This is a genomic window from Candidatus Poriferisodalis sp., assembly GCF_965208555.1.
Taxonomy (GTDB): domain Bacteria; phylum Actinomycetota; class Acidimicrobiia; order Acidimicrobiales; family Poriferisodalaceae; genus Poriferisodalis.
This window is the reverse complement of record NZ_OZ242342.1, coordinates 1,401,168-1,420,916: the sequence shown is the minus strand read 5'-3', so window position 1 is coordinate 1,420,916 and position 19,749 is coordinate 1,401,168. Positions and strand designations below refer to the sequence as shown.

The following is a 19,749-nucleotide window of genomic DNA, read 5'->3' as shown; positions in this document are numbered from 1 at the left end:
CGCTTCGCCTGCGACACCCCGGTCCACTGCCCCGCGCCCTGAAACTCCCGCAGTGAGGCACCGGCGATGAGGTGGGGGCTCTTCGGTCGGCTGGTCGGCTACAGCGCGGTCTCGGCCGGCACGGTGGTGGTGACCCAGACCGTGCTGGTTGTGGCCTATGCGGTGCTGGGGTGGCCTGCGGTCGTGGCCAACGTCGTGGCGGTGTGCGTTGCCGCTGGGCCGGCCTACTACGCCAACCGGCGATGGGTGTGGTCTCGCACCGACCGGCACTCGCTCACCGGCGAGATCCTGCCCTTCTGGGCATACAGCCTCGCCGGGCTCGGCATCTCCACTGGGCTGGTTGGGCTTGCAGACATGTGGTGGCAGTCCGCGGTGGCGGTCTCGGCGGCGAACCTCATCGGATTCGGGGTGCTGTGGGCGGGGAAGTTCATCCTGCTGGACCGGGTGCTGTTCGCCCGAGCCGAAACCCAGGCCGGTAGTCATCCCGATGCCCGTCCCGCGGCGGGCCCAACGTCTGAGCACCGATGAACCCCGAGCTGGCGGTGCTGGCCCAGCAGGTGAAGGGCTTCATGCCTCACGACGAGGGCTTGGCGCTGTACCGGGCTGCCGCCGAGGCCGCCCCGCGGGGACCGCTGGTGGAGATCGGCTCGTACTGCGGCAAGTCGGCGGTGTACCTGGGGGCGGCGGCTGCCGCGGTTGGTGAGGTGCTGTTCACCATCGACCACCACCGGGGCTCGGAGGAGATGCAGGCGGGCTGGGAGCATCACGACCCTGAGCTGCTGGACGCCCAAACCGGTCGCATGGATTCGCTGCCCCTCCTGCGGCGGACACTCATCGACGCCGGTCTGGAAGACACCGTCGTGGCCATCGTGGGCGACTCGGTCGCCGTGGCCGCGCATTTCGGCAGCGCGGCGCTGGTGTTCATCGACGGCGGCCACGGTGACGCCCCCGCCCACGCCGACTATGAGGCGTGGTCGCCCAAGGTGATGCCCGGCGGCCTGCTGGCCATCCACGACGTGTTCCCGAATCCCGCCGACGGCGGGCGGCCCCCATATGAGATCTGGCTGCGAGCCCTGGACGACGGCTTCGTCGAGCACGCCGCCAAAGGCAGCCTGCGCGTTGTGCGTCGGCCGCTCAGCTCGTCGACGGTGTCGTCGTCAGGCTCGCCGTCGACACCGCTGGCGTCGTGATGAGCGCGTCGGCGGCGCCGCTGCGCCGGTCGAGCGCGTCAGCGGCCAGCAGCACGGCCGCGGCGGTGTAGCTGGAGCGTTCGGCGTCCGGAAACGTCCTGCTCTGGGGCACCACCCAGCCGGTGTAGTAGCTGCCGTCGGCGTTTCGCATCGCCGACGTGGCCTCGAAGAGCCGGCGAGCGGCGACGGCGTCGCCGGTGCGCAGGTAGGCGAGCGCGCACTCGCAGGTCTCTGCTGCGGTCACCCAGGCCTGGTCGGCCACACAGCGCACGCCTTGAGGCAGCAGGAACTTCGGTGCGGCGGCCGCGAGATGAGCTCGTGCCTGCGCACCGTCGAGCGCGCCGCACAGCACCGGGTAGTACCAGTCCATCGCCCAGCGGTCCTTGGGCTCGAACGAGTCCGGTCGGTGACGGATCAGGCGCTCGATCTCGGTGGCAGACCGCTCCCAGCGCGGGCGCTTGCGTCCCAGCAGGCGCGCCAGGGCGATGCCGCAGCGAAGCGAGTGGGCGATCGACGACGACCCGGTGAGCAATGCATACGGCCACGGTGTGCCGTTGGCGTGCACCGCCCACGGGATGTGGCCGGTGGGTTTGCGCAGGCCGACAACGAAGTCGAGCGCCCGCTCGACCGTCGGCCACATTGACTCGACGAATCCGCGGTCGCCGGCGGCGAGCCAGTGATGCCACACACCGACCGCGACGTAGGCGCAGCAGTTGGTGTCGACCTTGGAATCCTTGATGCCGTCGGCGGTGTAGTAGTTGTGCCAGCTGCCGGCGTCGTGCTGGTTCGTCCGCAGCCACCCGTACGCGTCTTCGGCCGCCCGGTGGCGCCCCGCCGATGCGAGCGCCATGGCGGCCTCGACGTGATTCCACGGGTCCGCGTGCCCGCCGTCGAACCACAGGATGAGACCGTCCGGCTGCTGGCAGGCCTCGATGGCGTCGGCCGTGGCAGCGACCTGCTCGGGCGTGAGCAGCGGCGCAGTGCCGACCGCGAGCCGTGTGAGGCGGTCACGCCCAGTGTCGGGGTCCGCAGCGAGCTCTGAGGGTGCGAACTCAGGCTGCATGTGCGGCTCCCACTGGCTCGGCGACCGGCTCAGCCGCCTCATGGGCCCGGGCCTTGTGGGCGTACAGCACGATCGACTTGGGCAGCACGAGGTTGAGGAACCGGTCCAGCGTGCGCGTCGACTTCGGCGCTGCGGTCATGTCCCACACCAGCAGCCGGTGGTAGGCGCGCACCAGCGGGTGCTGGTCGTTGCGCGGCCCGACCAGGCAGCGCAGCCACCAGTACGGCGTGTGCAGGCCGTGCGCGCCGTGGCTGTCGGAGACGTACAGCCCTGCCGCTGCCAGCTTCGCTCGCAGTTCCTCCGAGCTGTAGATGCGCACGTGGCCGCCGGGCACCGCGGGTGCGTGGTAGTCGGCCGACAGCGCCCAGCAGACCCGTTCGGCGGCTCGCGCCGGAACCGTCACGGCGATGGTGCCGCCAGGCCGCAGCACCCGCGCCAGCTCGGCGATGGCCAGCTCGTCGTCGACGATGTGCTCGAGCACTTCCGCAGCGATGATCCGGTCGAAGCTGGCGTCGGGGTAGGGCAATGCGGTGGCATCAGCCACGACCGCATGGCCGATCTGGTGACCGGCCGGCGAATCGATCTCGCCGGCGTCGTCCATGGCCGAGAACATGTCGGTGACGGCGCGCAGCTCGTCGAGGTCGCGGTCAGACGCCAGGGTGGTGCAACCGCGGCGGGCGCTCTCGAAGGCGTGACGGCCCGCGCCGCAGCCCAGGTCCAGCACGCGGTCGCCGCGCATGGCGCCGAGACGCTCGTAGTCCACGGTGAGCATCAGCGGCCGGCGAACGCCCTGATTCTGGATGTGCGGGGCGGCTGCGTCGACGCATCGGCCAGCAGCGCCCGGTATTGCTCGACGGTCTTGCGAGCGGTAGCCGCCCACGAGTAGTTCGCCGCCACCCGCGCCCGTCCGGCAGCACCCACGGTGGCCCGCAGCTCGGGCTGGGCGAGGGCCCAGCCGATGCGCGCCGCCAGCGCCTCCGAATCGCCCGGGGGCACCTGCAGGCAGGTTTCGCCGTCGGCGCCGGTGACCTCGGGCAAGGCGCCCCCGGTGGTGGCCACCAGCGGCACCCCGCACGACATGGCTTCCACGGCAGGCAGCGAGAAACCCTCGTACAGCGACGGCACCACGGCCAGCTGCGCCTCGTTGTAGAGCTCGACGATGCGCTCGTCGGGCACGCCGCTCACGAATTCGACGCTGCTGGCCAGATCGAGCCGATCGATGAGCCGGCTTGCCGCCGAGTCGTCCTTGGGACGCCCGATCACCACCAGGTGCAGCGAGGGATCCTCGGTGCGCAGCTTGGCCAGGGCTTCGAGCAGGTACGCCAGGCCCTTCATGGCCACATCCGCGCTGGCGGTGGTCATCAGCCGGCCCGGCACCTGCGTCACGTTCTCGAGGGGCCGGAACTGCTGCGGATCGACGCCGACCGTCACGATGTTCAGCCGGGCGGGGTCCACCCCCAGGTCGGTCACGATGTCGTCGAAGCTGTTGGTCGACACGGTCACGATGCGGTCGAGGCGCCTTGCCACCCGGTTCTGCATTCGGGTAAAGGCATAGAAGCGCCGCATGGCGAGCCGCTTGCCGCGGGTCGGCGCATGGGCGATCTCGAGCCGGCGGTCCACGGTGATGGGGTGGTGGATGGTGCCGAGCGTGGGCATGCCCGACCGTCGCAGCCAGTCGATGCCGTAGCCGAGGCACTGGTTGTCGTGCACCAGGTCGAAATCGTCCAGCCGGCTGCGCAGGGCCCCGAATGCCCGCAGGCTGAACGTCAGCGGCTCGGCGAACGACGCCGTGCAGGTGATGGCCCACTCCAGCACATCGATGGGCGAGCGGAACTCGGCCAGCTTGGGCACCCGGAACGGGTCGGGCATGCGGTACAGGTCCAGGCTGGGCAGCTCGGTCAGCTTGATGCCGTCGTCGAGGTGGGGGTAGGGCGGTCCGCTGAACACCTCGACGCTGTGGCCGAGCACCGACAGCTCACGGGCGAGGTGACGAACGTAGATGCCCTGGCCGCCGACCCAAGGATGACCCCGGTACGTCAGCAGCGCGATGCGCAGCGGACGCTCAGCTTCGACCAGCCCAGTGTCGGGTGCCATCGGAGCCTCCGTCCGCAAGCGAGAACCCAGCGAGCGAGCATCCAGCAACGCACGTGCGAGCCGGGCCGCTTCGCCGGGGTCGCGTGAGGCTACTTGCCAGCCTGCCGACGCCGACCCGGACGCCCGGCCGGCGGCGGAGCATCCAGACCCCGTCCCGGTACCGTTCGCAGCGCATGTCTGGCACTTCTGGGGTTGGCGCGGCGCCGGCTGCCGCGCTGCCGGCGGATCATCCGATCCACCGGTTGGAGGACAGCCTGTACATGCGGGCGGCCCGATGCCGGCGGACCGAGCAGGTGCCGGTGTGGTTCCAGCGCCAAGCCGGGCGCTCGCTGCCCGAATACCGGGCGCTGCGAGGGCAGGGCAGCATTCTCGAGGCCATCGCCGATCCGCCTACCGCCGCCGAGATCACCCTGCAGCCAGTGCGCCGCTACGGGGTCGATGCAGCCGTGCTGTTCTCCGACATCGTGGTGCCGGCCTTCGCCGTCGGCTTCGGGATCGACGTGGTGCCCGGCGTGGGCCCGGTGGCGGGCAATCCGCTGCGCAGCCGCACCGATCTGGACCGCCTGCCCGAGTTTGACGCTGATCAGCACACCCCGTACGTGCTCGACACCGTCCGGCTGCTCGTGGCCGAGCTCGACGTGCCGCTCGTCGGGTTCGCCGGGGCACCGTTCACGGTGGCGAGCTATCTGGTCGAAGGCGCACCCTCCCGCCAGCACCTGCGGACCAAATCGCTGATGTACGCCGACACGGCGTTGTGGCACGACCTCATGGAACGGCTGGCATCCATCGCTGTGGCCTCGATGCGATCGCAGGTGCTCGCCGGCGCCAGCGCCGTGCAGCTCTTCGACTCGTGGGCGGGCACGCTGTCGCCAGCCGACTATGCGGAGTTTGTGGCGCCCCACAGCAAGCGGGTCTTCGACGAGCTGGCCGACCTGGGCGTGCCCCGGGCGCACTTCGGCGTCGGCACCGGTGAGCTGCTCGACCAGATGGCCCAGGTGGGCGCCGACATCGTGGGCGTGGACTGGCGGGTGCCGCTCGAGGTGGCTCGCGAGCGCGTCGGGCCCGGCGTGGCGCTGCAGGGCAACCTCGACCCGGCCCTGTGCGTGGCGGGATGGGATGCCGTGCGCCCCGCCGCCGACCGCATCCTGGCCGCAGGCACGCAGCAGCCCGGCTACATCTTCAACCTGGGCCACGGCGTGCTGCCCGAGACCAGCCCCGCCGTGCTTGAACGGCTGACCGACTATGTGCACGCGTACCGGCGGCCGCTGCCGACCCAGCAGGCGTCGAGCCAGCACGACTGAGTGGGGCCGATGACGCCGCAGCGGGTCGTGGTGGTCGGCGGCGGCATCAGCGGGCTGACTGCTGCGTACCGGCTGCTGCATCCGCCGGACGGCGCTCAGGCTCCGCGAGTGGTGCTGGTGGACAGCGCCGAGCGGCTGGGCGGCAAGATCCTCACGACCCCGTTCGAGGGCCGGCCCGTCGACGAGGGTGCCGATGCGTACCTGCTGCGGGTGCCGTGGGCGACCGAGCTCTGCGACGAGCTCGGGATCTCGGCCGAGCGCATCTCGCCGGATGTCGGCGGTGCATCTGTAGCCCATCCCGGCAAGAACAGTCCGCAGCTCACCGCCCTGCCCGACGGACTGATCGGCGGGGTGCCGACCCGTCTCGGACCGCTCCTGCGCTCCCCGCTGCTCGACTCGGCGGGCAAGCTGCGCGCCGCCGCCGACTATGTCCTGCCCCGCCGGTTGATGGCACGCCGATTGCAGCGCGAGGCAATCGACCGGCTGGAAGCGGCAGAAGCTGCCGCTTACGTCCTGCCGCGCCGCCTAGTGGCACGCCGAAGAGGTTCTGACCGGACCGACACGCTGACCGAGGGCGCGAGCGGCAACGTGCGCGTCCTGCCCGGCGCTCCCAGCGTGGGCGACATCGTGCGGATCCGGCTGGGAGCGGCGGTGGCGTCGCAGGTGGTCGGCCCGCTGCTCGGCAGCATCGGCGCAGGCGACATCGACCGGCTGGACGCCGCAACTTCGGCACCCATCCTCGGCCAGGCACTCCAGCGCAACCGCTCGCTCATGCGGGGTTTGCGCCGGATGCAACCGGCGCCCGCCGCGGGCGCTGCTGCGCCCATCTTCGGCAGCTTCGAAGCCGGGATGGGCCGGCTGGTCCAGGCGCTGCTGCAGCGGCTGGACGGATGCGTTCTGCGGCTGGGCAGCCCGGTGGGGGCAATCCGGCGTCCCGGAACCCGATTCGCTGTGGAAACCGGGAACGAAGTGCTCGACGCGGATGGCGTCATCGTCGCTGCTCCTGCTCACGCGGCGGCGCAAATGCTGCCCGGCGCGCCCCGTGCTGCCGCCGCGCTCGGCCTCATCACGTACGCCTCGGTGGCCGTGTTGACGCTCAGCGTGCGCCCCGACGCCATCGAAACGCCGCAGCAGGCTGGATTTCTGGTCACCCGGGATACCGGCTGGCTGACAACAGCCTGCAGCTACGGCTCGGCCAAGTGGCCCAGCTGGTCCGCGGCCACGGGCGGGGACCCCGGCGCTGGCGACGACAGCCACAGTGACGGCGCTCCCGACATCATCCTGCGGGTCTCGGTTGGCCGCGACGACGACGACCGCCACATGCGTCTCGACGACACCGAGTTGCTGGACACCGTGCTGGCCGAGCTGTCGAGCCTCGCCCCGCTGCGGGGCCTGCGCGAACCGGGCGCTGTCGGCGCATGGCGGGTCTCGCGCTGGCCGCAGTCGCTGCCCCAGTACCGGCCGGGTCACGGCCACCTCGTCGAACGGATCGAAGAGGCACTGGCTCAGGAGATGCCGGGCGTGTTCGTGACCGGCGCCGCTTACCGGGGACTCGGTGTTCCGGCCTGCATCCGGCAGGGCAATGAAGCGGCCGCGAAGGTGACCGCACATCTCGCCTCGGCAAGCGCCACCGCCTCGCCGTGAACCGGCTGCTGCGAGACGGCCTCGCCGTCGCCCTGGGTGCGCTCACCATGGGTTCGCTGCCGCCGTGGGGGCTGTGGCCGCTCGGCCCGATCGGCCTGGGCCTGTGGCTGCGCTTCTGCAACCGCGGCGCCGAGCGCTGGCGCGACCGTTTCGAGGTCGCCGCGGCGTTCTGGCTGGGCGCGTACCTGCTCGGCCTGTTCTGGATGACCGAGCTGACCGTGCCGGGATGGATCGTGGCAGTGCCGGTCGAGACGCTCATCATGGCGTTGCCGCTGTCGCTGGTCCCAGCGGCCGGCCGATGGCGCATCGCCGGCGTTCCGGCGGCACTGGTGCTGGGCGAAGCAGTGCGCTGGAGCGTGCCCTTCGGCGGCGTGCCCATGTCGAACCTCGCACTCGGCCAGGTGAGCGGGCCGTGGCTGGGCGCGGCGGCGCTGGCCGGCCCGCTGGGCGTGGTCGCCCTCGTCGGCGTGGGAGCTGTCGTCGTCGAGCGCCTGTTCGCCCGCGAGTGGTGCGCAGTGTCGTGGCCCGCACTGGTCGCGATCGGCGTCCCGATCGCAGCACTGGCGGTGCCCGAGACGACCGTCGACCGGACCGTTACGGCCGCCGTGGTGCAAGCCGGCGGCGAGCTGGGCACTCATGTCGACACGCCCCAGCGAAGCGTGCGACTGCGGCACCTCGACACCACCAACGCTTGGCAGGGCGACGCCGACCTCATGATCTGGAGCGAGAGCAGCAATTCGGCCGACGGGCCGCTCGAGGCCTCCGAGCAATCGGCCGAACTGGAGTCGCTGGCAGCGTGGCGCGATCTGGTCCTGATCGCCAACTTCTACGAGCGATCAGTCGACGCAGAACGCTTCCGCAACGCGACCGTCGCCGTCGATCCCGCGACCGGTCTGGCAGATCGCTACGACAAGGCTCACTTGGTGCCGTTCGGCGAGTACGTGCCCCTGCGCGGCATCGTGGAACCCTTCGCCGACCTGTCGCTGATCTCCCGTGAGGCGATTGAGGGCGAGGGCCCCGGCGTGCTGTCGACCTCGCTGGGCGACATCGCCGTCGTCACCTCCTACGAGGTGTACTTCAGCAACCTCGTCCGCGACGGGGTGCAAGCGGGAGGCCGCATCGTGGCCAACCCCACGCTCGCCTCGTCCTACACCACGTCAGTGGTGCCGGCCCAGTCGCTGGCCAGCGCCCGGCTGCGTGCGGTCGAGTCGGGACGCTGGGTGCTGCAGGCGTCCACCACCGGCTACAGCGCGATCCTCTCTCCCGAAGGTCACGTCATCGAGCGCAGCGACCTGCGCGAGGCCGTCGTGCTGGCCGGCGAGGTCGAACTCCGCTCGGGCACCACGCCGGCGATCTTCCTGGGCTCGTGGCCCCTGATCGTGCTCGCTGCCGCCGCCCTCGGCGGCCAGATGCTGCATTGGGGCCGGGTCCGCCGCAAGTAGCCTTGATTGGTTCCCCACCACGGTGACAGGCCAAGCGTGAGTCATCCGGAAATCCAGGCAGAACAAGCCCATATCGACCGCGCCTATGCGCTGCTGGAGTCGTCCCGGCAGCGGGCGACACGGCTGCGCGAGATGGTCGAGGTGGGCCGCGGCGGCACCCGCCAGGCTCGCTTCGAGCGCGACGTCATCGAGGACGCCGTGGCGGGACGGCTCAGCCAGCTCGAGCTCGGATCGTCGTCGCTGGTGTTCGGCCGCATCGACCGAGAATCGCCGACGAACCCAGCAGCGATCGGACCGGCGGCGAGCCCGGCAAAAACCAGCGCGGACGCGCAGGTGCCCGATGCCACCGGGCCCAGCGAGACCTTCTACATCGGCCGGCTCGCAGTCGCCGACGAGCGGCAGGAACCCGTCGTGGTGGACTGGCGAGCCCCGATAGCGGAGCCGTTCTTCCGCGCCACCGGCGGCAACCCGCTGGGACTGCTGCGCCGGCGGCACTTCGTGTGCCGCGGCCGCGTGCTCGCCGACCTCGAGGACGAGATCTTCGACCTCGACGCGCTCGACGGCGGCCCCAACGGCGGCAACGGCCCCCGGCTGAACGGCCACGGGGCGCTGTACGCCGCGCTCGAGCAGCGCCGCGACGGCCAGCTGCGCCAGGTGGTGGCCACCATCCAGGCCGAGCAGGACGAGATCATCCGCAGCCCGCGCAAGGGCATCCTGGTGTGCCAGGGCGGCCCCGGCACCGGCAAGACCATCGTGGCGCTGCACCGCGCCGCCTACCTGCTCTACACGTACCGCTTCCCGCTGGCCGGGCAGGGCGTTCTGGTGGTGGGCCCCAACCGGCTGTTCCTGCGCTACGTCGAGCGGGTGCTGCCCAGCCTGGGCGAAGCCGGCGTGCACCTGTTCGTGCTGGCCGACCTGTTCAACGAGATCTTCCCCGAGGTGCGTATCCGCGTGGCCGAGGGGCCCGAAGTGGCACGCATCAAGGGCGACGTCCGCATGTCGAACGTGGTGATGAACGCCGTGCGGGACCGGCAGCGCCCGCTGCGCGACGACCTGCGCCTCGAGTTCGGCCTCGGCTATGTCACGCTCGCTGCGAGCACGTCGCGCGCCATCGTGGCCGAGGCCCGCCGCCGCTTCCGCCATCACAACGCCGGCCGCGCCTACGTGGAGCAGGCGGTGTACTCGGCCATGTCGGCCTCGCACCGCCGCCGGCCCGACCCGTCCAAGCTGCGCGAGCGCTTCTCGCGCCATCCCGACGTCATGGCGGCGTTCGAGCGCATGTGGCCGCTGCTGACGCCCGCACAGCTGCTGCGCGATCTGTACGGCTCGCGCGCGCTGCTGCGGTCGGCGGCCGACGGGGTGCTGGACGATGCCGAGACTGAGCAGCTCTACCGGCCCCGCGGCGACAGCGAGATTGACTACGAGTGGAGCGATGCCGACGTGGCGGTGCTGGACGAGGCCTACTCGGTGCTTGGGCCCCGCTCGCGCTCGCGCAAGCGCCGCAGCGACACCGAGATGCGCACCTACGGCCACATCGTGGTGGACGAGTGCCAGGACCAGCCACCGATGGCGCTGCGGATGATCGCCCGGCGGTCGCTCAACGGCTCGATGACGCTGGTCGGCGACATCGCCCAGGCCACCTCTGCCCACGCGCCGGAGAGCTGGCACGAGATCCTCGCTCACCTGCCGTCGGGGCCGGTGGCGCCACGGCTGTCCGAGCTGACGCTGAGCTACCGCATCCCCCAGCCCAGCCTCGAGCTGGCCAACCAAGTGCTCGCCGCGGCCGCGCCCGGCCTGGCCCCGCCCGCTGCGGTGCGCATCGACGGCTCGCCGCCCCGCTTCGTCGCCGCATCGAATGGTGTGGCGCAGGCGGTGCTGGACACGGTCGTCTCGGAGGCGGCCGAGCTGGACGGCGGCTCGATGCTGGTGGTGTCGCCCGCTGAGCACATGGACGGCATTGCCGAACTGCTGGCCGCCGCCGGCGTGGACTTCGGCCGCGCCACCGCTGCGAGCCGCAACGCCACCGGAGCACTGCACCCGCACGTGACCCTCGCGCCGGTGCGGCTGTGCAAGGGGCTGGAGACCGACGGTGTGGTGGTGGTGGAGCCGGCCGCAATGATCGACGAGGAGCCTCAGGGGCTGCGGGCGCTGTACGTGGCGCTCACCCGCGCCACCAAGCGCGTTGCAGTGGTGTCGTCGCGGCCGCTGCCCGAACCGCTTCGCTCAGCGGCTGCGGCGTGCAACACTGGCCGCACTGCCGCACATGCCGATGCGGTCGAGGCGAGCTCGGGAGATTCACATGGCTGACGTCACGGTGACAGTGCTGGACAACGGACCGCTGCTGGTCCGCGGTCCGTGCCAGGTAGCGGACCACGAGGGGAACACGCTGTCCGACGGCGACTCGGTCGTGGCGCTGTGCCGGTGCGGTGAGTCGAACACCAAGCCGATGTGCGATGGCAGCCATAACCAGGGGTTCGATGGGACACTGAACCCGCCTAGCTAATCCGCGCCTAGCGCGCGCCCGCTACGGAGGGTCGGTGTGACACCGGGGCAGTAGTAATGGCGCTGGATGGCTTCTCCGATCCCTGACGGCGATAGTTCGGCCCGGATGCACCCGGCATTGGGGGCGTTTACTGCGCCTACTGCTGAGTGGTTTGCTTCTACTTTTGCGGCGCCTACTGAGTGCCAGGTTTCTGGGTGGCAGAGCATTTCGGAGGGGCGGCATTGTTTGATTGCTGCTCCTACTGGGTCGGGCAAGACGCTTGCCGCGTTCTTGTGGGCCATCGATCGGGTGATGAGCGAGCCCGAGCCGGATCGTGCGCAGCGCACTCGGGTGCTGTACCTGTCGCCGCTGCGGGCGCTGGCTGTGGATGTCGACAAGAACCTGCGGGCGCCGCTGGCCGGCATTTCGCTGGCCGCGGAGCGGCTGGGCGTGGACGTGCATGTGCCGACTGTGGGGGTGCGCACTGGCGACACCAGCGCCGCCGAGCGGCGGCGGCTGGTTACCCGGCCGCCTGACATCGCCATCACCACGCCTGAGTCGCTGTACCTCATGCTCACTTCGCAGGCGCGAGAGACGCTGCGGTGGGTGCGGTGGGTGATCGTTGACGAGATCCACTCGGTGGCGGCCACCAAGCGAGGCACGCATTTGGCGCTGTCGTTGGAGCGGCTGTGCGAGCTGACACGTGACACGGTCGGCCTGCCGCAGCGGATCGGGCTGTCGGCCACGCAGCGGCCGCTGTCGGAGGTGGCCCGGTTCCTGGGTGGCAGCGATCCGGAACATCCCGATTCACGTCATGTCGAGATCACCGATGCGGGCATGACCAAGCAGCTCGACGTGGAAGTCATCGTCGGGGTGTCCGACATGGGCGACCTGGCCGCTGCCAGTGCCGGGGCTGCGCCGAATGGCGCCGTTCGCGTCGATCACGACGACGACTTCGCGGCGCCGCCCGAGGTGGCTCCATCAGATGCAGCACTGGCCCCCGCAGCGGCGCCTCCAGCGACAGCACCGCCCGAGACGCAGTCCCGACCGGACCCGGTCGCACCGCCGCAGACGCACTCCAACAGCATCTGGCCGGCCATTCATCCGCGGTTGCTGGCGCTGGTCTACGCGCACCGCTCCACCATCATCTTCACGAATGCTCGCCGCTTGGCCGAGCGGTTGGCCACCCGGCTGAACGAGCTTCACCTGGAGGGTCTGAACCGAGCGGCCGAGGCCGAGGGCACCTCACCGCCCGAAGGCGCCGAGCTGGTGCGGGCGCATCACGGATCGCTCAGCCGCGAGCAGCGGTTGACCATCGAGGACGACCTGAAGTCCGGGCGGGTGCGCGCCATCGTGGCGACGTCGTCATTGGAGCTGGGCATCGACATGGGCGCGGTCGACTTGGTGATCCAGGTAGCGTCGCCGCCGTCGGTTGCGGCTGGAATGCAGCGCATCGGCCGGGCGGGCCACCAGGTGGGCGAGCCGAGCGTGGGCAAGATCTTCCCCCGTCACCGCGGCGACCTCGTGGAGGCGGCGGTGGTGGCGCAGCGCATGGGCACCGGCGAGATCGAGGCCATCCGCTTCCCGCGCCAGCCGCTCGATGTGCTGGCTCAGCAGGTCGTGGCCATGGTGGCGGTAGACGACTGGTCGGTTGAGGATCTGCTGGCGGTCATCCGGCGTGCCGCGCCGTACGAGCAGCTCAGCGAGGAAGTGTTCGCCTCGGTACTGGACCTGCTGGCCGGTCGCTACCCGTCCGAGGAGTTCCGCGAGCTGCGACCGCGCATCGTGTGGGACCGCACCACGGGGATGCTGCGGGCACGCCAGGGGGCGGGCCGTCTGGCGGTCACCAACGCCGGCACCATTCCCGACCGGGGCCTGTACGCCGTGTTCACCACCGACGGGTCGCGCGTGGGCGAGCTCGACGAGGAGATGGTGTACGAAGCCCGGGTGGGCGAGACGTTCCTGCTGGGGGCGTCGACGTGGCGCATCGCCGAGATCACCTTCGATCGGGTGGTGGTCACGCCGGCGCCCGGCGAGCCGGGGAAGATGCCGTTCTGGCACGGCGACGGGCCGGGCCGGCCGCTGGAGCTGGGCCGAGCCGTGGGGGCGTTCATCCGCACGGTCGGCGACGGGCTGCCTGCAGATCTCGAATCCCACCTGATGCAACTCGACGCCGAAGCGGAGCGCGCCGCGGTCGCAGCCCGGCGCGGCGACGCGGATGCGACGATCGAGCCGTCATCGGAGAACGGCGGCGAGGCAGCGCCGCCGCGTCGAGCGTCCAAAGCCGCCCAGCCGACTGCCCGGCTGCTCGAACAGCTGCAGCGGGAGAACTGCCTGGATCGCTCGGCGGCGGTCAACGTGCTGCGCTACCTGGACGCCCAGCGGGCTGCCACCGGAGCGGTGCCCGACGACCGCACGATCGTGGTGGAGCGCTTCCGTGACGAGATCGGCGACTGGCGCATCTGCATCCTGACCCCGTTCGGCGCCCGGGTGCATGCGCCGTGGGGCATCGCGTTGCAGGCCAAGTTGGCCGAGCAGAGCGCGAACAGCGGGGGCGCGCTCGCGGACGGCATGGGCGGGGTCGAACTGTTGTGGAGCGACGACGGCATTGTGCTGCGGTTGCCCGATGTCTGGTCGCCGGACGATCCCGATGGCGCGGCCCCCAACGGGTCTGCGTGGGACTCGCCGGGTGCGGGCGGCGCGCCGGTGCTGGATGCGACCGACCTGGCGCTCGATCCCGACGAGGTGCGCGAGGCCATCGTCGGTCATCTGCCCTCGACGGCTCTGTTCGCCTCCCGATTCCGGGAGGTGGCGGGCCGGGCGCTGCTGCTGCCCCGAAGGCGGCCCGGCGAGCGGGTGCCGCTGTGGCAGCAGCGCCAGCGCTCTGCAGGATTGCTGGAGGTTGCGGCCAAGTACCCGAGCTTCCCGATGCTGCTCGAGACGTCGCGGGAATGCCTGCAAGAGGTGTTCGACGTGCCGGCGCTGGCCGAGGTGCTGACCGACATCAGGTCCCGCAAGATCCGCATGGTCACCGTGGACACCGACGGTGCCTCGCCGATGGCGCAGAGCCTGCTGTTCGACTGGATCGCAGTGTTCATGTACGGCGGCGATGCGCCGCTGGCCGAGCGCCGCGCCGCAGCGCTGGCGCTCGACCGTGATCTGCTCGCCGATCTGCTCGGTGCCGAGGAGCTGCGCGAGCTGCTCGACGCTGAGGTTCTGGCAGAGCTCGAATTGGAGCTGCAGCGGCTCGCAGACGGGCGCCGGGCTCGCAGCGCCGACGAGCTCGCCGACGTGCTGGCCCGCGTCGGCGACCTCACCGCCGAGGAGCTGTCGTACAGGTGCGAACCGAGTGCCCCGGGTGAGGGTTGGCTGGCCGACCTGCTGGCCGAGCGCCGGGCCGTCGAGCTGCGCATCGCAGGCGAAGTCCGGTATGTGGCCGTAGAGGACGCGGCGCGGTACCGGGACGCGTTGGGCTGTGCCCTGCCCGTCGGACTGCCAGCGGCGTTCATGAACGACGTGCTGGTCGAGGGCACCGATCCCTTGGATGAGCTGGTAGCTCGCTTCGCGGCAACGCACATACCGTTCGAGGCCGAGGCTGCTGCGCTGCGCTGGGGCATCCCGGCAGTCCGGGTGACTGCGGCACTCAGCCGCCTGGAGACGGCGCGCCGGGTGACACGGGGGGCGTTCCGGCCCGATGGCACGAGCACCGAATGGTGCGACACGTCGGTGCTGCGAACGGTGCGGCGGCGCTCGCTCGCACGGCTCCGCCAAGAGGTGGAGCCGGTGCCGCCAGAGGCGTACGCCCGGTTCCTGGCTGCGTGGCACAGCATCGACCGGCCGCGGCGCGGCGCCGACGCGCTCGCCGACGCCATCACGCAGCTCGCGGGCGCGCCGGTGGCGGCATCGATCCTGGAAACCGATGTGCTGCCCGCCCGACTGGTCCACTACAGCGGCGCCGATCTGGACGGGTTGCTGGCCAGCGGTGAGCTGGTGTGGATCGGTGCGGGCTCGCTCGGTCCCAATGACGGCCGGGTCCGGCTCTACTGGCGCGACGAGGTCGCCACCCTGGCGCCGCCGCCCGACGACGCACCCGGCGACCCGATGTCTGCAGCAGTGCTCGCTCACCTCAGCGAACGCGGAGCCGCCTTCTGGCCCGACCTGCTCGCGGCGGTGCACGCCGCGATCTCGGGCGACGAACCCGCCGATGTGTCCAACCTGTCCGAGCGGCTGCTCACGGCGCTGTGGGACTTGGTGTGGGTGGGACTTGTCACGAACGACACGCTCGCGCCGCTGCGAGCGCTGGGCCCACGCCGCGGCGCTCAGCGTTCGCGCAGTACAGCCCGCCGATCCGCAGGCTCAGGGCGCCCGGGCGCCCGACGGGGCCGCTCGGGCGTGCTCACCCGCTCGAGCCCAGCCCGACGACGTCCGGGCCGGCTGCGCACGGGGGGCCCGCCGAGTGCGGCGGGCCGCTGGTCGCTCACCTCGCTGCTGCGCGAACCGGCACCGTCGCCCACCGAGCGTGCCCACGGCGCTGCGCAGGCGCTGCTCGAACGTCATGGCGTCGTCACCCGCCCGGGCGTGCTGGCCGAGGGCCACCCGGGAGGCTTCGCAGCGGCCTATGGCATCCTGCGGGCACTCGAGGAGCGGGGCAGCGTGCGCCGCGGCCATTTCACCGAGGGCCTCGGCGCTGCGCAGTTCGCCACTGCGGCCGCGGTGGAGCGGCTGCGCGACTACTGGGAGGGCACTGGCGACATCGTGCTGCTGGCAGCGGCTGATCCGGCGCAGCCCTACGGCGCCGCGCTCGCCTGGCCGTCCAGCGACGGCCGGCCCAGCCGCACGGCCGGCGGCCAGGTGGTGCTGGCCGACGGCGTCCCGCTCGTCATGCTGGACCGGGGCGGGCGCACGCTGCACACCTTCGAACACGCCGCCGCCGACCTGCGCTGGATCGAGGCGCTGCGCGACGGGCTCGCCGCCGGGCGCCTGGCCCGGGTCGAACTGGGCCGCATCGACGGCACCGACGCCGCCGAGCACCCGATTCACGACCTGCTCATCGAGCACGGCTTCACCCCCGGCTACCGCGGCCCCACGCTGCGAACCTGAGAAAAACCTGAACGTGAGCGCAGGCCGGGCATGCGTAGAGTTGCGCGCTGGCCGGCAACCCCTTGGGAGGCTCTGTGTCTGATTCGGCGACTGTCGCGGCTCCGCCCACGCAAGCAGCCGCACAAGCCATTGCGGCAACCAAGATCTACGGCTCGGGCGACACCGCTGTGCGGGCGCTCGACGCCATCGACGTCACGTTCGCCGGCGGCCAGTTCACCGCCATCATGGGGCCGTCGGGCTCTGGCAAGTCCACGCTCATGCACTGCATGGCGGGACTGGACCGGGTGACCGAGGGGCAGGTGCTCATCGGCGAGACCGACCTGTCCACGCTGTCCGAACGCGACCTCACGCTGCTGCGCCGCGACAACGTGGGGTTCGTGTTCCAGGCGTTCAACCTGGTGCCGACGCTGACCGCCATCGAGAACATCATGCTGCCGATGGACCTCGCCGGCAGCAAGGGCGACACCGCCTGGATCGACGACGTGATCGGGGCCACCGGTCTGGCCGACCGCCTCAAGCACCGGCCCAGCGAGCTGTCGGGCGGGCAGCAGCAGCGCGTGGCGGTGGCACGGGCGCTGGCCGGCCAGCCGCAGGTGATCTTCGCCGATGAGCCCACCGGCAACGTCGACCTCAACACCGGCGCCGAGATCTTGGGCTTCATGCGCAACGCCACCGACGAGATGGGCCAGACCATCGTGATGGTGACCCACGACGCGATGGCGGCGTCGTACGCAGACCGGGTGGTGTTCCTGGTCGACGGCAAGATCGTCGACGAGATCGACGACCCGACGCCCGAGCGCATCCGTGCACACATGAACCAACTCGGCGCCTAGCCGGCACCCGACTCCCATGCTGCGACTCGGCATCAAATCGCTGCTGGCCCACAAGATCCGGTTCGCGCTCACTGCGCTCACCATCGTCATCGGCGTGGCCTTCGTGGTGGCGGCCTTCGTCACCGCCGACTCGCTGCGCTCGGGTTTCGACCGGCTGGCCGAAGACATCAACACCGGCACCGACTACACCATTCGGGGCGAGCTCTCATTCGGCGACATCACCGACGCCGTATCACCCGCGGTGCCCGCCGATCTCGTAGACGACATCGCAGCGGTCGACGGCGTGGCGATCGCCAAGGGCGGGCTGTTCGTGGACGGCGTGATCCCGGTGGACGGCAACGGTGAGGCCGTCACCACCTTCGGGCCGCCGGTGGCGGGTGGCAACTGGCTTGAGGACGAGTCGCTGTCGCAGTTCTTCCTGATCGACGGCCGCTGGCCGGTCGGCGGCGACGAGTTCGCCATCGACGTCACCACCTACGGAGACGACAGCTACGACTTCGAGATCGGCGGCACCTACCAGGTGGTCACGCCCACCGGCCCGCGTGAGTTCACCCTGACGGGAACGGCACAGTTCGGCTTCCCCGAGAACGCCGGCATCGGCGCCATCTTCTCGCTGTTCGAGACCCCGACCGCCCAAGAGGTGCTGGGCTATCCCGGCGAGTTCACTCAGATCAACGCCCGGGCTGAGGCGGGAGCGGACATCGACGAGGTGCGCAGCCGCATCGAAGCCGTGCTGCCCGACGGCATCGAAGTCCTCACAGCGGAGGATTCCGTCGAGGAGTTCAGCGACGCCACCGAGACGTTCATCGGGCCGTTCCAGACGATCCTGCTGGTGTTCGCGTTCATCGTGCTGTTCGTGAGCATGTTCATCATCTCCAACACGTTCAACATCGTGCTGGGCCAGCGCGTGCGAGAGCTTTCGCTGCTGCGTGCTGTCGGCGCCACGCCCCAGCAGGTGCGGAGGTCGGTGCTGACCGAGTCGGCGATCATCGGCATCGTCGCCTCGGTGGCCGGACTGGGTCTGGGCATGCTGGGCGCGCTCGGGCTGAAGGGCCTGTTCAACGCGCTGGGGGCTTCGCTGCCTGGAGGCGCGCTGCCGCTGACGCTGCGCACCGTGCTGTGGGCCCTCGTGGTGGGTGTCGGCTTCACCGTGGCGGCGTCGCTGGTACCGGCGATCAAGGCTTCGCGCATCTCGCCGGTGGCGGGACTGGCGGAGGGCTCCACCAGCGACGAGCGTGCCAGCCTCGGCTGGAAGCGGCTGGCAAGCGGCGGCCTGCTGCTGGCGATCGGTCTGGTGCTGACGGGCATGGGGCTGTTCTTCGACTTCGACGGTGCGACACCGCAGCTCACGACGCTCGGCGCCGGTGCCGCGATCACCTTCGTGGCGGTGTCGGTGCTGAGTCCGCTTGTGGCCCGGTCGGTGGTGTCGCTGCTGGCGCGGCCGCTGGTGTGGATCATGCCGATCTCGGGCCGGCTGGCCCGTGCCAATGCTGCCCGCAACCCACGGCGTACGTCTGCCACTGCGGTCGCGCTCACGATCGGCCTGGCGCTGGTCACCATGGTGTCGATCGTGGGCCAGTCCCTCAAGGTGTCCTTCGGCGAGCGCCTTTCCAGCGCCTTCACTGCCGATTTCATCGTCACGGCGAACACGCAGGCGGGGCTGCCCAAGACGCTCAGCTCCGATATCCGTGCTGCCGGCATCGGCACCCCGGTGGGATTCGATTTCGACCTCGTGCAGATCGAAGCGGATGCGTTGGGGGTTCCGACCGTGATCGAGACCACCCTGACGGCGGCGCGCATCGAAGATCTCCACGAGGTGATCAACATCGATGTGACCGAGGGCGACCTGAGCGGCTTCGATCCCCTGACGGGACTGATGATCCACAGCGACGTTGCCGACAACGACGGCCTCGCACTCGGGGATCAGGTCGATCTGACCTTCGTCAGCGGCGACCGCATCACGACCACGGTCACCGCCATCTTCGACGGCAGCGGATTCTGGAGCAACTGGTTCATCGACAGCGCGCTGCACGCACGAGTGGCGACGAGTGCGTTCGACGACGTCGTTATGGTGCAATCGGCCATTGACGACCCCGAGGCTGCCCGCGCCTCCATCGACGAGGTTCTGGACGGCTACCCGCAGGCCGTGCTGGAGGACCGCCAGGAGTTCCAGGAGAGCATCGAGTCCAACCTCAACACCGTGCTCGTGCTGGTGAACGTGTTCCTGGGCTTCGCGTTGCTGATCGCGCTGGTCGGCATCGTGAACACGCTCACCCTGTCGGTGTTCGAGCGCATCCGCGAGATCGGGCTGCTGCGTGCGGTCGGCATGACCCGCCGACAGATGCGGCGCATGATCCGCTGGGAGGCCGCCGCTGTGTCGCTGTACGGCGCGGTGGTGGGCGTGGTGCTGGGCGCGGCGTTCGGCGTCGCCACTGCCACCGCGATCCCCGCCGACATCATCGACGGCGTGTCAGCGCCGGTCGGCCAGATCGTGTTCTTCTTGCTGATCTCCGTGGTGTTCGGTCTGATCGCCGCGCTGTTCCCCGCATTCCGGGCCAGCCGGATGAACGTCCTCGACGCCATCGCCGACGAGTAGCGGG

Annotated in this window: 13 protein-coding genes; 10 read left to right on the top strand and 3 right to left on the bottom strand. The window is 70.6% G+C overall.

The window, feature by feature from the left end; translation table 11 throughout:
• Positions 1-66: 66 nt before the first annotated feature.
• Positions 67-528 carry a GtrA family protein gene (locus ACOGXE_RS06560; RefSeq protein ID WP_419933144.1) on the top strand — a complete coding sequence of 154 codons (462 nt, stop codon included), beginning with the start codon at positions 67-69 and terminating at the stop codon, positions 526-528.
• A complete protein-coding gene (locus tag ACOGXE_RS06555) occupies positions 525-1,190 on the top strand; it encodes a class I SAM-dependent methyltransferase (RefSeq protein ID WP_419933143.1) in 666 nt (221 codons plus the stop codon). The genes ACOGXE_RS06560 and ACOGXE_RS06555 overlap by 4 nt, the downstream gene beginning before the upstream one ends.
• Here ACOGXE_RS06555 and ACOGXE_RS06550 read toward each other — a convergent pair.
• Genes ACOGXE_RS06550 through ACOGXE_RS06540 form a run of 3 tightly spaced genes read right to left on the bottom strand, consistent with a single transcriptional unit; the run spans position 1,135 to position 4,347 of the window.
• Positions 1,135-2,253 carry a prenyltransferase gene (locus ACOGXE_RS06550; protein ID WP_419933142.1) on the bottom strand — a complete coding sequence of 373 codons (1,119 nt, stop codon included), beginning with the start codon at positions 2,251-2,253 and terminating at the stop codon, positions 1,135-1,137. The genes ACOGXE_RS06555 and ACOGXE_RS06550 overlap by 56 nt on opposite strands.
• Positions 2,243-3,025 (bottom strand): class I SAM-dependent methyltransferase, encoded by a 783-nt coding sequence (locus ACOGXE_RS06545; protein ID WP_419933141.1) that lies wholly within the window; start codon positions 3,023-3,025, stop codon positions 2,243-2,245. Before ACOGXE_RS06545 ends, ACOGXE_RS06550 begins: the two co-directional genes overlap by 11 nt.
• Positions 3,025-4,347 carry a glycosyltransferase family 4 protein gene (locus ACOGXE_RS06540; RefSeq protein ID WP_419933140.1) on the bottom strand — a complete coding sequence of 441 codons (1,323 nt, stop codon included), beginning with the start codon at positions 4,345-4,347 and terminating at the stop codon, positions 3,025-3,027. The genes ACOGXE_RS06545 and ACOGXE_RS06540 overlap by 1 nt, the downstream gene beginning before the upstream one ends.
• Positions 4,348-4,520: 173 nt before the next feature.
• On the opposite strand from ACOGXE_RS06540, the gene hemE reads away from it, so the two are divergent.
• The 8 genes from hemE to ACOGXE_RS06500 all read left to right on the top strand — a co-directional run bounded on the left by hemE (position 4,521) and on the right by ACOGXE_RS06500 (position 19,745).
• Entirely contained in the window at positions 4,521-5,648 is a 1,128-nt protein-coding gene (gene hemE / locus ACOGXE_RS06535; RefSeq protein ID WP_419933139.1) for a uroporphyrinogen decarboxylase, read from the top strand.
• Positions 5,649-5,657: 9 nt separating this feature from the next.
• Positions 5,658-7,292, top strand: a complete 1,635-nt coding sequence (gene hemG / locus ACOGXE_RS06530; RefSeq protein ID WP_419933138.1) for a protoporphyrinogen oxidase — start codon at positions 5,658-5,660, stop codon at positions 7,290-7,292.
• On the top strand, positions 7,289-8,734 hold the full coding sequence (gene lnt, locus ACOGXE_RS06525) for an apolipoprotein N-acyltransferase (RefSeq protein ID WP_419933137.1): 1,446 nt from the start codon (positions 7,289-7,291) through the stop codon (positions 8,732-8,734). The genes hemG and lnt overlap by 4 nt, the downstream gene beginning before the upstream one ends.
• A gap of 36 nt (positions 8,735-8,770) precedes the next feature.
• Positions 8,771-11,041: a HelD family protein gene (locus ACOGXE_RS06520; RefSeq protein WP_419933136.1), complete on the top strand. Its 2,271-nt coding sequence runs from the start codon at positions 8,771-8,773 to the stop codon at positions 11,039-11,041.
• A complete protein-coding gene (locus tag ACOGXE_RS06515) occupies positions 11,034-11,237 on the top strand; it encodes a CDGSH iron-sulfur domain-containing protein (protein ID WP_419933135.1) in 204 nt (67 codons plus the stop codon). The genes ACOGXE_RS06520 and ACOGXE_RS06515 overlap by 8 nt, the downstream gene beginning before the upstream one ends.
• 105 nt (positions 11,238-11,342) lie before the next feature.
• Positions 11,343-16,316, top strand: coding sequence for a DEAD/DEAH box helicase (locus ACOGXE_RS06510; protein WP_419933134.1), 4,974 nt, complete (start codon positions 11,343-11,345; stop codon positions 16,314-16,316).
• 74 nt (positions 16,317-16,390) lie between these two features.
• A complete protein-coding gene (locus ACOGXE_RS06505; RefSeq protein ID WP_419933133.1) occupies positions 16,391-17,149 on the top strand; it encodes an ABC transporter ATP-binding protein in 759 nt (252 codons plus the stop codon).
• Between the two features lie 16 nt (positions 17,150-17,165).
• Positions 17,166-19,745, top strand: a complete 2,580-nt coding sequence (locus tag ACOGXE_RS06500) for an ABC transporter permease (RefSeq protein ID WP_419933132.1) — start codon at positions 17,166-17,168, stop codon at positions 19,743-19,745.
• Positions 19,746-19,749: the final 4 nt, after the last annotated feature.

Bases quoted from the DNA above. Each gene is read 5' to 3' on its own strand.
- ACOGXE_RS06540 (WP_419933140.1), bottom strand. From the start codon at position 4,347: ATGGCACCCGACACTGGGCTGGTCGAAGCTGAGCGTCCGCTGCGCATC.
- ACOGXE_RS06500 (WP_419933132.1), top strand. From the start codon at position 17,166: ATGCTGCGACTCGGCATCAAATCGCTGCTGGCCCACAAGATCCGGTTC.
- ACOGXE_RS06550 (WP_419933142.1), bottom strand. From the start codon at position 2,253: ATGCAGCCTGAGTTCGCACCCTCAGAGCTCGCTGCGGACCCCGACACT.
- ACOGXE_RS06545 (WP_419933141.1), bottom strand. From the start codon at position 3,025: ATGCTCACCGTGGACTACGAGCGTCTCGGCGCCATGCGCGGCGACCGC.
- hemE (WP_419933139.1), top strand. From the start codon at position 4,521: ATGTCTGGCACTTCTGGGGTTGGCGCGGCGCCGGCTGCCGCGCTGCCG.
- ACOGXE_RS06515 (WP_419933135.1), top strand. From the start codon at position 11,034: ATGGCTGACGTCACGGTGACAGTGCTGGACAACGGACCGCTGCTGGTC.
- ACOGXE_RS06555 (WP_419933143.1), top strand. From the start codon at position 525: ATGAACCCCGAGCTGGCGGTGCTGGCCCAGCAGGTGAAGGGCTTCATG.
- ACOGXE_RS06510 (WP_419933134.1), top strand. From the start codon at position 11,343: ATGCACCCGGCATTGGGGGCGTTTACTGCGCCTACTGCTGAGTGGTTT.
- hemG (WP_419933138.1), top strand. From the start codon at position 5,658: ATGACGCCGCAGCGGGTCGTGGTGGTCGGCGGCGGCATCAGCGGGCTG.
- ACOGXE_RS06560 (WP_419933144.1), top strand. From the start codon at position 67: ATGAGGTGGGGGCTCTTCGGTCGGCTGGTCGGCTACAGCGCGGTCTCG.